The following is a 14,166-nucleotide window of genomic DNA, read 5'->3' on the forward strand; positions in this document are numbered from 1 at the left end:
ACCAGCCGCAACGACATCGGCATGCCGAGTGAGGTAGGTCCACGGTGAGCAACGAGGACGAGAGGTACGTCGAGTACCTGAAGCGTACGACCTCGGAGCTGCGGCGTACCCGGCGTCGGCTGCGCGAGCTGGAGAGCCGGGACTCCGAGCCCATCGCCATCGTGGCGATGAGCTGCCGCTACCCGGGCGGCGTCGACAGCCCCGAGGCGCTGTGGCAGCTCGCGCACGACGGCGGCGACGGGATCGGGCCGTTCCCCGCCGACCGGGGCTGGGACCTGGAGAACCTCTTCCACCCCGATCCCGACCACCCGGGCACCAGTTACGTGCGCGAGGGCGGCTTCGTCTACTCCGCCGCCGACTTCGACGCCGACCTGTTCGGCATCTCGCCCCGCGAGGCCGTCGCCATGGACCCGCAGCAGCGGCTGCTGCTGGAGACCTCCTGGGAGGCGTTCGAGCGGGCCGGGCTGCCGCTGCCGGCCGTCCGGGGCAGCCGTACCGGCGTCTTCGTCGGGGCGTCGTCGCACGGCTACGACGGCATGATGGCGCAGGCCGAGAACGGCGAGGGCCACCTGCTCACCGGCAACGCCACCAGTGTCATCTCCGGCCGCGTCGCGTACACCCTCGGGCTGGAGGGGCCGGCGGTCACAGTCGACACCGCCTGCTCGTCCTCGCTCGTCGCCATCCACCTGGCCGCGCAGGCCCTGCGCAACGGCGACTGCGAGCTGGCCCTGGCGGGCGGCGTGACGGTGATGCCCACCCCGGCGGTCTTCGTCGGCTTCAGCCGGCAGCGCGGTCTCGCCGCCGACGGGCGGTGCAAGGCGTTCGCCGCCGGCGCGGACGGCACCTCGTGGTCCGAGGGCATCGGCATGCTGCTGCTCACCCGGCTCTCCGACGCGCAGCGGCACGGCTACCCGGTGGTCGCCGTGGTACGCGGTAGCGCGGTGAACCAGGACGGCGCGTCCAACGGGCTCAGCGCCCCGCACGGCCCCTCCCAGGTGCGGGTCATCCGCCAGGCCCTCGGCAACGCCCGGCTCACGCCCGAGCAGGTCGACGTGGTGGAGGCGCACGGCACGGGCACCCGGCTCGGCGACCCGATCGAGGCGCAGGCGCTGCTGGCCACGTACGGGCAGGACCGCGACGAGGCCGCGCCGCTGCTGCTCGGGTCGGTGAAGTCGAACATCGGGCACACCCAGGCAGCCGCCGGCGTGGCCGGTGTGATCAAGATGGTGATGGCGATGCGGCACGGCGTCGTGCCGCCCACCCTGCACGTCGACGAGCCGTCGCCGCAGATCGACTGGACCGCCGGGGCCGTCACCCTCGCCACCGCCGCCACGCCGTGGCCGGCCGTGGACCGGCCGCGCCGGGCCGCCGTGTCGTCGTTCGGCGTCTCCGGCACCAACGCGCACACCATCATCGAGCAGGCCCCGGCCCCCGCCGAGACCGAGACCGAGCCGAGGGGCCCGGCGGCCCGCACGGTGGCCCCCGTGCTGCTCTCCGCCCGCTCCGACGCCGCGCTCGCCGCCCAGGCCGGCCGCTGGGCCGCCCGGTTCGCCGCCGACGACACCCTGCGCCCGGTCGACGTGGCCTTCTCGTCGGTGACCTCCCGCTCCACCCTGGACCGCCGCGCCGTGCTGTCCGCGACCGGCCGCGACGACCTGCTCGCGGGGCTGCGCGCCCTCGCCGCCGGGGAACCGGCCGGCACCGTCGTGCTCGGCGCCGGCGCGCCGCGCGGCCAGCTCGCGGTGCTCTTCTCCGGCCAGGGTGCGCAGCGCGCCGGCATGGGCCGGGAGCTGTACGCCGAGTTCCCCGTCTTCGCCGCCGCCCTCGACGAGGCGTGCGGGCACCTGGACAGGGCCCTGCCGCGCCCCCTGCGCGAGGTGCTCTTCGCCGCTGAGGGCTCGGCCGACGCCGAGCTGCTGGACCGGACCGTGTTCACCCAGGCCGGCCTGTTCGCCGTCGAGGTGGCGCTGTTCCGTCTCGTCGAGTCCTTCGGCGTCGCCCCCGACGTGGTCGGCGGCCACTCGATCGGCGAGGTCACGGCCGCGTACGTGGCTGGGGTGCTGTCGCTGGAGCACGCCTGCGCGTTGGTGACGGCGCGGGGCCGGTTGATGCAGGCGCTGCCCGCCGGGGGTGGGATGCTGGCCGTCGCGGCCACCGAGGCCGACGTGGCGGCCACGCTGGACGGGCTGGCCGGAGTGGGGATCGCGGCGGTCAACGGTCCGCAGGCCGTCGTGGTCTCCGGCGCCGTCGAGGCCCTCGACGAGGTGGAGCGGGTCTGGAAGGACCGGGGTGTGCGCACCCGCCGGCTGACCGTCAGCCACGCGTTCCACAGTCCGTTGATGGAGCCGATGCTCGCCCGGTTCCGCGCGGTGCTCGACAAGCTCACCTTCGCCGCGCCGTCGCTGCCGGTCGTGTCGAACGTGACCGGTGCCCTGGCCGACGCCGACGAGATCCGCACGCCCGACTACTGGGTGCGCCACGTCCGCGAGGCCGTCCGCTTCGCCGACGGGGTCGCCGCGCTGCGCGCCGCCGGGGCGGACACGTTCCTGGAGATCGGCCCGCGCAGCGTACTGACCGCGATGGCGGCCGACATCCTGCCCGCCGACGACGCCGTGCTGGCCGTCGCCGCGCAGCGCGGGGACCGGCCCGAGGCGCACGGGCTGCTGGCCGGGCTGGCCGAGCTGCACGTGCGCGGGGTTGCGGTCGACTGGCTGCAGTGGTTCGCCGAGACCGGCGCGCGGCGGGTGGACCTGCCCACGTACGCCTTCCAGCACCAGCGGTACTGGCCCGAGGTCGGCGGCACCGCCGTGACGGCCGTGCCGGGTGACGCCGCCGAGGGGGACTTCTGGGCGGCCGTGGAGCGTGGCGACCTGACCGGGGTCGCCGCCCACCTGGCCGTGCAGGACGATCCCGCGGCAGTGGAGGCGCTCGCCCCGGCCGTACCGGTGCTGTCGTCGTGGCGGCGGGCCCGGCAGCGCGACGCCGTGGTGGACGGCTGGACCTACCGGGTCGAGTGGGAGCCCGTACGCCCCGCTGCCGTTCCGGCGCTGACCGGCCGCTGGCTCGTCGTCACCGCCGACAACGACGACGCCGGGGTGGCCGGCACGCTGACCGGTGCCGGCGCCCATGTCGACACCCTGACCGTCGCCCCGGGCGTCGATCGCGCCGAGCTGACCGGGCTGCTGCGCGGCCACAGCGAGCAGGGCTGGGCCGGCGTGCTCTGCGTGCTGCCCGCGACCGACGCGGCGCTGCCGGACGCCCCGGCCGTCTCCGTCGGCGCCGCGCTGCTGCTCACCCTCACCCAGACGCTCGCCGACACGGGCCTGCCCGGCCGGCTCTGGTGCCTCACCCGCGGCGCCGTGCGCGCCGGGGCCGGCGAGACCCTCACCGACCCGTGGGCCGCCCTGGCCTGGGGCCTCGGGCGGGTCGTCGCCCTCGAACAGCCGGACCGCTGGGGCGGCCTGGTCGACCTGCCCGCCCGCGCCGACCGCGCCACGGCCGACGCGCTGCTCGCCGTCCTCGCCGACGCCGGGCACGACCAGGTGGCGATCCGCCCCCAGGGCGTCCTCGGCCGGCGGCTGGTGCCGGCCGTGCCGCCGGTGGGTGTGGGTTGGCGGCCTGCCGGGACGGTGCTGGTGACTGGTGGTACGGGTGCGTTGGGTCGGCATGTGGCGCGCTGGTTGCTGGCGAACGGGGCCGGTGAGGTGGTGCTGGCTTCGCGGCGGGGTCCGGGGGCGCCGGGTGTGGCGGAGTTGGTGGCCGAGTTGGGTGCGGTGCGGGTGGTGGGGTGCGACGTCACCGACCGGGCCGCCGTCGAGGCTCTGGTCTCCGGGCTGCCGGAGCTGACCGCCGTCGTGCACACCGCCGGCGTGATCGACGACGGCGTCCTCGACGGGCTCGACCTGACCCGGATGCAGGCCGTCCTCGACGGCAAGGTCCGCGCCGCCCGGGTTCTGCACGAGGCCACCGCCCACCGCGACCTCGACGCGTTCGTGCTCTTCTCCTCCCTCGCCGGCGTCATCGGCAGCGCCGGGCAGGGCAACTACGCGGCGGCCAACGCCTATCTCGACGCGTTCGCGGCCTGGCGACGTGACCAGGGCCTGCCCGCCACCGCCATCGCCTGGGGCGCCTGGGCTGAGGACGGCATGGCCGCCGCCCTGACCGCCCGGCTCGCCCGGGGCGGGGTCGACGCGCTCCCCGCCGCCGAGGCCGTCACCGCCCTCGGCCGGCTGGTCAACACCGCCGAGCCGGCGGTCACCGTCGCCGCCGTCGACTGGGGACGCCTCGCCGCCTCCTGGGGCCGGCCCACGCCACTGATCGCCGCCCTGCCCGGGGTGCCCGCCGTGCCCACCGGTCCCGTCCGCGCCGTGGTGGTCGGCCGGTCCCTGCCGCAGCTCGCCGACCTCGTACGCACCCAGGCCGCCGTCGTGCTCGGCTACCCGGCCGGGCGGCCGCTGCCCGAGCGCACCTTCCGTGACCTCGGCTTCGACTCGCTCACCGCCGTCGAGCTGCGCAACCGGCTGACCGCCGAGACCGGTATGACCCTGCCCGCCACGCTGGTCTTCGACCACCCCACGGTCGCCGAACTCGCCGCCCACCTGCACGGCCTCACCGCCGGGCACACCACCGGCGAGGTGGTCGCCGACGGCACCGGCCGTGACCGCGAACCGATCGCCATCGTCGCGATGAGCTGCCGCTTCCCCGGCGGGGTCACCTCGCCCGAGCAGCTCTGGGACCTGCTGGCCACCGGCACCGACGCGCTGAGCCTGATGCCCGGCGAGCGCGGCTGGAACCTCGCCGAGCTGTACCACCCCGACCCCGAGCACCTCGGTACCAGCTACGTCCGGGAGGGCGGCTTCGTCGCCGGTGCCGGCGAGTTCGACCCGGCGTTCTTCGGCATCAGCCCCCGCGAGGCCCTCGCCATGGACCCGCAGCAGCGGCTGCTGCTGGAGACCACCTGGGAGGCGTTCGAGCGGGCCCGGATCGACCCGACCGCCCTGCGCGGCAGCCGCACCGGCGTGTACGTCGGCACCAACGGCCAGGACTACGGCTCGCTGCTGATGGCCACCGGGGACGTCGACGAGAACTACCTCGCCACCGGCACCTCCGCCAGCGTCATCTCCGGCCGGCTGGCGTACACCTTCGGGCTGCACGGCCCGGCCGTCACCGTCGACACGGCCTGCTCGTCGTCGCTGGTCGCGATGCACCTGGCCGCGCAGGCCCTTCAAACGGGGGAGTGCGACCTGGCCCTGGCCGGCGGCGCCACCGTGATGGCCACCCCCGGCATCTTCGTCGGCTTCTCCCGCCAGCGCGGTCTCGCCGCCGACGGCCGGTGCAAGCCGTTCGCCGGAGCCGCGGACGGCACCGGCTGGGGCGAGGGCGTCGGCCTGCTGGTGCTCCAGCGGCTCTCCGACGCCCGCCGCGACGGCAACCCGGTCCTCGCCGTGCTGCGCGGCAGCGCCGTCAACCAGGACGGCGCCTCCAACGGCCTCACCGCCCCCAACGGCCCCGCCCAGCAGCGGGTGATCCGGCAGGCCCTCGCGAACGCCGGACTCACCGCCGAGCAGGTGGACGCCGTCGAGGCGCACGGCACCGGCACCACCCTCGGCGACCCGATCGAGGCGCAGGCCCTCATCGCCACGTACGGCCAGGACCGGCCCGCCGACCGGCCGTTGTGGCTCGGCTCGATCAAGTCGAACATCGGGCACACCCAGGCGGCGGCGGGTGTGGCCGGGGTGATGAAGATGGTGCTGGCGATGCGGCACGGGGTGCTGCCGCCCACGCTGCACGTGGACGAGCCCACCCCGCACGTCGACTGGACCGGCGGCAGCGTCGAGCTGCTCACCTGCGCCCGGCCGTGGGAGCCGGCCGACGGGGTACGCCGCGCCGCCGTCTCCTCGTTCGGGATCAGCGGCACCAACGTGCACACCATCCTCGAACAGGCCCCCGCCGACGAGCCGGAGCCCGGACCGGCGGCCGACGTGCCGACCGGGGAGCTGCCCTGGGTGCTCTCCGGGCGCACCGTCGACGCCCTCACCGCCCGCACCCGGGACCTGCGCGAGCACCTTGGCACAGTGGACGACGACGCGCTCGCCGACGTCGGCTGGTCGCTGGCCGCCACCCGCGCCGCCCACGACCACCGGGCCGTCGTCTTCGCCGCCGACCGCGACGACCTGGCCGCGTCCCTCGACGCGCTCGCCGCCGGCCGGCCCGGCCCGCAGACCGTCACCCGCGTCCCCGGCACGCCGGGCGAGGTCGCGTTCGTCTTCCCGGGCCAGGGATCGCAGTGGGCCGGGATGGCCGCCGAGCTGCTCGACACCGCCCCCGTCTTCGCGGAGACGTTCGCCGCCTGCGCCGAGGCGCTGCGCCCGTACGTCGACTGGTCACCGACCGACGTGGTGCGTGGCGCGCCCGACGCCCCGTCGCTGGAGCGCGTCGACGTCGTGCAGCCCACCCTGTTCGCGGTCAGCGTCTCGCTCGCCGCGCTCTGGGAGTCGTACGGGGTGCGCCCCGGAGCCGTCGTCGGCCACTCCCAGGGGGAGATCGCCGCCGCGTACGTCGCCGGTGGCCTCACCCTCGACGACGCGGCGGCCGTGGTCGCGCTGCGCAGCCGGATCATCGCCGGCATCGCCGGGGACGGCGGCATGGTCTCGGTCGCCACCACCGCCGACGAGGCCACCGCGACGATCGCCCGCTGGGCCGGCCGCATCGCCCTGGCCGCCGTCAACGGACCCACCTCCGTCGTGGTCTCCGGCGACGGCGCCGCCCTCGACGAGCTCGTCGCCCACTACGAGTCCCGCGAGGTGCGGGTGCGCCGCGTCCCCGTGGACTACGCCTCCCACTCCGCCCACGTCGAGCAACTGCGCGAGCAGCTCCTGGAACTGCTCGCCGGGCTGCGGCCCCGCACCGGCGAGGTCCGGTTCCGCTCCACCGTCGAGGGGGACTGGCTCGACACCGCCGCCCTCGACGCCGACTACTGGTACCGCAACCTGCGGCAGACCGTCCGCTTCGACGAGGCGGTACGCAGCCTCGTCGCCGCCGGCTACCAGACCTTCGTCGAGGTCAGCGCCCACCCCGTGCTGACGATGGCCACGCAGGAGAGCGTCGAGCTGGCCGCCGCCGACCCGGACGCGGTCACCGTCACCGGCAGCCTGCGCCGGGGCGAGGGCGGCCTCGGCCGCTTCCTGCGCGCCCTGGCCGAGGTCTGGGCCGGAGGTACGGCCGTGGACTGGCGGCCCGCCTTCGCCGGCCTCGCCGGGCGTCGCCTCGACCTGCCCACGTACCCGTTCCAGCGGCAGCTCTACTGGCCGCAGCCGTCGACCGCGCCCGCCCCCGCGGTCGGGACCGCCGGTGCCGTGGCCGACGACGAGGTCGACGCCCGGTTCTGGGCGGCCGTCGAGGCGGAGGACCTGACCGCACTCACGGCCGAACTCTCCGCCACGACCGAGCCGGGGCCCGTCCCGGAGACGGCGTTCGCCGACGTGCTGCCGGTGCTCGCCGCCTGGCGTCGCCGGCACCGCGACCAGGCCACCGTGGACTCGTGGCGGTACCGGGACAGTTGGACGCCCGTCGCCCCCGACGCCTCCGGCGAGCCGGCCGTCACCGGCACCTGGTGGCTGCTCACCGGCCCCGACGAGACCGGCGCGGCCGAGGCCGGCTTCTGCGCCGAGGCGTTGCGGCGCCACGGCGGCACCGTCGTACCGCTGGCGCTGGACGCCGACCGCACGGACCGCGCGGCGCTCGCCGCCCGGCTGCGCGACCTCGCCGACGGCGGCCCCCGCCCCGCCGGGATCGTGTCGCTGCTGCCGCTCGACGAGACGCCCGCCCCGGCGTACCCGTCCGTGCCGGTCGGCTTCGCCGGCACCGTCACCCTCGTGCAGGCGCTCGGCGACGCCGGCGTCCGCGCGCCCCTGTGGTGCCTCACCCGGGGCGCCGTCGCGACCGGCCCAGCCGACCCGCTGCCGCACCCGCTCCAGCAGCTCACCTGGGGCTTCGGCCGGGTCGCCGCGCTGGAGCACCCCGACCGTTGGGGCGGCCTCGTGGACCTGCCCGACGAGCTCGACGATGCGGCCGGCCGCCGGCTCGTGCGCGTCCTCGCCGGTGCCGACGGGGAGGACCAGGTCGCGCTGCGGTGGGCCGGCGCGTTCGGCCGGCGACTGCTGCACGCCCCGCTCGGCGACACGCCCGCCCCGCGCGCCTGGCGGCCCTCCGGCACCGCCCTGGTCACCGGCGGCACCGGCGCGCTCGGCGGGCACATGGCCCGCTGGCTCGCCGCCAACGGCGCCGCCCACCTGGTGCTGGTGAGCCGGCGCGGCCGGCAGGCCGAGGGCATCGCCGACCTCGAGGCCGAGTTGGTCGCACTGGGCGCCCGGGTGACCGTCGCCGCCTGCGACGCCGCCGACCGCTCGGCGCTCGCCGCCGTCCTCGCCGACCTGCCGTCCGAGCACCCGCTGACCACCGTCGTACACACCGCAGCCGTGCTCGACGACTCGGTGATCAACTCGCTGACGCTGGACCAGGTCGACTACGCGCTCAGCGCGAAGGTCACCGCCGCACTGAACCTGCACGAGCTGACCCGCGAGCTGGACCTCGACGCGTTCATCCTGTTCTCGTCGATGGCCGGCACCGTCGGCAGCTCCGGCGTGGGCAACTACGCCCCCGGCAACGCGTTCCTCAACGCCCTCGCCGAGCACCGCCGCGCCCTCGGCCTGCCCGCCACCTCCATCGGTTGGGGCGCCTGGGGCGGCGGCGGCATGGCCGACGGCGAGTTCGGCCGGATGCTGCACCGCCACGGCGCACCCGAGATGCCGCCGCGGCTCGCCGTCGCGGCCCTGCACCAGGCCGTCGAGCACGACGAGACGTTCCTGACCATCTCGAACATCGCCTGGGAGCGGTTCTTCGTCGCGTTCACCGCCACCCGACCCGGCCCGCTGATCTCGGAGATCCCCGAGGCGCAGCGGTTGCAGGCCACCAAGGGACCGGCCGAGACGAAGGAGACCGACGAGGCCGGCCCGGCCGGCGCGTTCACCCGGATGAGCGCCGCCGAGCGCCAGCAGGCGCTGCTCGACCTGGTCCGCGACCAGGCGGCCACGGTCCTCAGGTACGCCGACGGCCAGGCCGTCGACCCGCACCACGCGTTCCGCGACCTCGGCTTCGACTCGGTGACCGCGGTGGAACTGCGCAACCGGCTCGCCACCGCCACCTCGCTGCGGCTGCCGGTGACCCTGGTCTTCGACTACCCGTCGCCGACCGCGCTCGCCCGGCACCTGCACGAGGAACTGGGCGGGGAGGCCGCCGTGGCCGTCGAGGCCGCCCCGGTGGCGTTCGGCGACGACGAGCCGGTGGCCATCGTGGCCATGTCCTGCCGATTCCCCGGCGGGGCCAACGATCCCGAGCGGTTCTGGCAGATGCTGCACGCCGGCCGCGACGCCGTGTCGGACCTCCCCGGCGATCGGGGTTGGGACGTCGAGCGCCTCTACGACCCCGACCCCTATTCCACCGGCACCTCCTACGTCCGCAGCGGCGCCTTCCTCTACGAGGCGGCGGAGTTTGATGCCGGTTTCTTCGGGATTTCCCCCCGCGAGGCGTTGGCCATGGACCCGCAGCAGCGGTTGTTGCTGGAGGTTTCGTGGGAGGCGGTCGAGCGGGCAGGGGTTGAGCCTGGGGTTCTGCGGGGTTCGCGAACAGGGGTGTTCGTGGGCACGAATGGTCAGGACTATGGGGCCCTGCTGATGGTGGCGGGGGACGAGGTGGAGGGCTTCGCGGGGACGGGCAACGCCGCGAGTGTGGTGTCGGGTCGGGTGGCGTACGCGTTGGGGTTGGAGGGGCCGGCGGTGTCGGTGGACACGGCGTGTTCGTCGTCGCTTGTGGCGTTGCACTTGGCGGTGCAGTCGCTGCGGCGTGGCGAGTGCGACCTGGCCCTCGCCGGCGGCGTGACCGTGATGGCGACGCCCGGGCTGTTCGTGGAGTTCTCCCGGCAGCGGGGCCTGGCGGCCGACGGCCGGTGCAAGGCGTTCGCGGCGGGTGCGGATGGCACGGGCTGGGGCGAGGGTGTGGGCGTGCTGCTGGTGGAGCGGCTGTCGGACGCGCGGCGCAACGGGCACGAGGTGCTGGCGATCGTGCGGGGCAGCGCCGTCAACCAGGACGGCGCCTCCAACGGGCTGACCGCCCCGAACGGTCCCTCGCAGCAGCGGGTGATCCGGCAGGCGCTGGCGTCGGCGCGGCTCTCCGCGGCCGACGTGGACGTGGTCGAGGCGCACGGCACCGGCACCACGCTTGGTGACCCGATCGAGGCGCAGGCCCTGCTGGCCACGTACGGGCAGGAGCGCGAGGAGCCGCTGCTGCTCGGCTCGGTCAAGTCGAACATCGGCCACACGCAGGCCGCCGCCGGCGTCGCCGGTGTGATCAAGATGGTGCTGGCGATGCGGGAGGGCGTGGTGCCGGCGACGCTGCACGTGGACGAGCCGTCCCCGCACATCGACTGGACCTCCGGGGCCGTCGAGCTGGCGATCGAGTCGCGGCCGTGGCCGGCCGTGGACCGGGCGCGCCGGGCGGCGGTGTCGTCGTTCGGCATCTCCGGCACGAACGCCCACGTGATCATCGAACTGCCCGAGGACCTGCCTACCGAGAGCGCGGAACCCGAGACCGCCACCGGCCGGAGCGCGGGGCTCGTGGCCTCCGACGTCGTCGTCTGGGCGGTGTCGGGGCGGTCGAAGGGCGCGCTGGCCGGTCAGGCCGCCCGCCTGGCCCGGCACGTCCGCGCGCACGCCGCCATCGACACGGCGGCGGTGGGCTGGTCTCTCGCCGTCACCAGGTCGGTGTTCGACCAGCGGGCGGCTGTGGTCGGGTCGGGCATGGAGGAGTTGCTGGCGGGGCTGGACGCTCTGTCCGTCGGCGCGCCGGCGGGGAACCTCGTCACGGGTACGGCCTCCGGAACCGGTGCGGTGTTCGTGTTTCCGGGTCAGGGTGCGCAGTCGGCGCGGATGGCGGCCGGCTTGGTGGGTCGTGCGCCGGTGTTCGACGCGCGTCTGGCGGATTGCCAGCGGGCCCTGGCCCCGTACCTGGACGTCGATCTGGTGTTGGTGTTGACGGGTGACGACGAGTCGTGGCTGGAGCGGGTCGAGGTCGTGCAGCCGGTGCTGTGGGCCGTGGGTATGGCCCTGGCGGCGGTGTGGCAGCACGCCGGGGTCACCCCGGCGGCGGTGGTCGGTCACTCGCAGGGCGAGATCGGCGCGGCGTGCGTGGCCGGGATCCTCAGCCTGGAGGACGCGGCGAAGGCCGTGGCCCTGCGCTCGCGGGCGTTGACGGTGCTGCGGGGCACCGGGACGATGGCGTCGATCGACCTGTCCGCTGAGGCGGTCGCCGAGCGGTTGCCGGCGTTCCCGGGTGTGGGTGTGGCGGCTGTCAACGGCCCGTCGACGGTCGTGGTGTCGGGTCCGCCGCAGCCGGTTGCCGATCTGGTGGAGGCGTGTCGGGTCGACGGGGTGCGGGCGCGGTTGATCCCGGTGGACTACGCGTCGCATTCGGCGGCGGTGCAGGAGGTGGCGGAGCGGTTGCGCGCCGATCTGGCCGGCGTGACGCCGCGGCCCGGCCATGTCCGGATGGTGTCGACGTTGACCGGGGATTGGGTGGATCCGTCCTCGATGTCGGCGGACTACTGGTACGACAACCTGCGGCAGACCGTCCAGTTCGAGGCCGCCGTCCGGGTGGCCGTCGAGGCGGGTCACACGACGTTCGTCGAGATCTCACCGCATCCGGTGTTGACGATGCCGGTGACGGCGATCCTGGATGACGCCGGCGTGAGCGGGCATACGTTGGGCAGCTTGCGTCGTGGTGACGACGATCCGACGCGGTTGCTGACGAACCTCGCGACCGCCCACGCGATCGGTCTGCCCGTCGACCTGACGGCCGTCCTCGCCGAGACCGACGTGGTGGCACTGCCCACCTACGCCTTCGACCGCGGCCGCTTCTGGCCCACGGCCGTGACCGGGCAGGACGGCGCCGAGGAGACCCCGAACGGCGTCGACTCCGCGTTCTGGGCGGCCGTCGAACGCGAGGACCTGGCCGCGCTCGCGGAACTCACCGAGCAGGACGCGACGGAATCCCTGGAACGGCTGGGCGGGGCCCTGCCCGTGCTCGCCTCCTGGCGACGCCGGCAGCGCAACCGGTCCGCCCTGGACGACCTGCGCTACCGCACCGTCTGGCAGCCGTACACCGGCACGCCCGTCAGCTTCCTCCCCGGCGCCTGGTGGGTGATCGCCGACGCGCGGCACCCGGAGGAGGGCGAGGCCGCCGTCGCCGAGCTGTCCCGCCGAGGCGCCGACGTCCGGCTGGTGTCGCTGCCGGAGAACCTGACCGACCGGGCCGCCCTCACCGCACACCTGAGCGGTGTCACCCGTACCTCCGACGGCGGAACGGCTCCGGTCGACGGGGTGCTGTCCCTGCTCGCCCTCGCCGACGGCGCGGTCGACGACACCCAGCCGGTGCCGCCGTTCCTCGCCCGGTCGCTGGCGCTGATCCAGGCGCTCGGGGACCTCGACGTCGCCGCGCCGCTGTGGTGCGTCACCCGGGGCGCCGCCGGCACCACCCGGGGCGGCACCGCCGGCCGCCCGGAGCAGTCGCTGCTCTGGGGCCTCGGCCGGGTCGTGGCCCTCGAACACCCCGAGCGGTGGGGCGGCCTGGTCGACGTTCCGGCCGCCCTGGACGACCACGGCTGGGACCTGCTCTGCGCCGCCCTCGCCGGCCTCGACGGCGAGGACCAGCTAGCGGTCGACGGCGCCACCGTCCTCGTCCGCCGGCTGGTACGCGCGCCCGGCGGGGAGGCACCCACCGACGAGGCCGGCTACCCGGGCACGACGCTGGTCACCGGCGGCACCGGCGCGCTCGGCGCGGAGGTGGCCCGCTGGCTGGCCGCCCGGGGCGCCGAGCACCTGATGCTCGTCAGCCGCCGCGGCGCGGACGCCCCCGGCGCCACGGCACTCGCCCGTGAGCTGACCGGGGCGGGCACCCGGGTGACCGTCGCGGCCTGCGACGTGGCCGACCGGGCCGCGCTGGCCAAGCTGCTCGACGAGGTGCCCGCCGACGCGCCGCTGACCAGCGTCGTGCACGCCGCCGGCGTGCTGGAGGACGGGGTGCTCGACGGGCTCACCCCCGACCGGCTCGCCACCGTCCTGCGACCCAAGGTGCTCGGCGCCCTGCACCTGCACGAGCTCACCCTCGGGCGGGAACTGCGCGCGTTCGTGCTGTTCTCCGCGATGGCCGGCCAGCTCGGCGCCGCCGGTCAGGGCAGCTACGCCGCCGCCAACGCCTACCTCGACGCGCTCGCCGAGCAGCGGCACCGCCAGGGCCTGCCGGCCACCTCGGTCGCCTGGGGCCCCTGGACGGCCGGCGGGATGGCCGCCACCGACCAGGCCGTCGAGGAGCGCCGCCGGCGTACCGGCGTGGCCCGCCTCGACACCGCGTCCGCGCTCACGGCGCTCGCCCAGTGCGTCGCGCGGGGCGAGCCGGCGACGATGGTGACCGACATCGACTGGGCCCGCTACGTGCCCGGCTTCGTGGCCGTGCGGCCCAGCCCGCTCATCGCGGGTGTGGCCGAGGCACGGCGGGCCGTCGCCGAGCGGGCCGAGGACACCGGCGTCTCCGCGGAGTCCCTGGCCGCCCTGCTCGCCGGGCAGACCGACGCCGAACGACGCAAGACCCTGCTGGAGCTGGTACGCGGGCAGGCTGCCGCCGTGCTCGGGCACGCCTCGATGGACGCCGTCGAGCCGGACCGGGCGTTCCGCGAACTCGGCTTCGACTCGCTGACCGCCGTGGAGCTGCGTAACCGGCTCACCGCGGCGACCGGCGTGCGGCTGCCCGCCACCGTGGTCTTCGACTACCCGACCGCCGCCGGGCTGGCCGAATACGTGCGGGCCGCGATCGTCGACGGCGGCGTGGCCGGGGTCGCACCGGTCTTCGGTGAGCTGGACAGGTTGGAGGCGGCACTCTCCGGCTCGGCGCCGGACCGCAGCGCCCGAATTCGGATCACCGAACGGCTGCGGGCGCTGCTGGCCTCCCTCAACGAGGCCGACGCCCCGGCGGACGGCGACGCCGTCGCCGAGAAGCTCCAGGACGCGACGCCGGACGAGGTCTTCGACTTCATCGACCGCGAGCTGGGGATGTCCTGAA

General features: G+C 75.6%; 1 protein-coding gene. It reads left to right on the forward strand.

The window, feature by feature from the left end; translation table 11 throughout:
• The first annotated feature begins 44 nt into the window (after nucleotides 1-44).
• Nucleotides 45-14,165, forward strand: coding sequence for a type I polyketide synthase (locus AMK25_RS09525; RefSeq protein WP_073827816.1), 14,121 nt, complete (start codon nucleotides 45-47; stop codon nucleotides 14,163-14,165).
• Nucleotide 14,166 lies beyond the last annotated feature (1 nt).

The sequence above is a fragment of the Micromonospora sp. TSRI0369 genome (assembly GCF_001905625.1).
In the GTDB taxonomy this organism is placed as follows: Bacteria; Actinomycetota; Actinomycetes; order Mycobacteriales; family Micromonosporaceae; genus Micromonospora; species Micromonospora echinospora_A.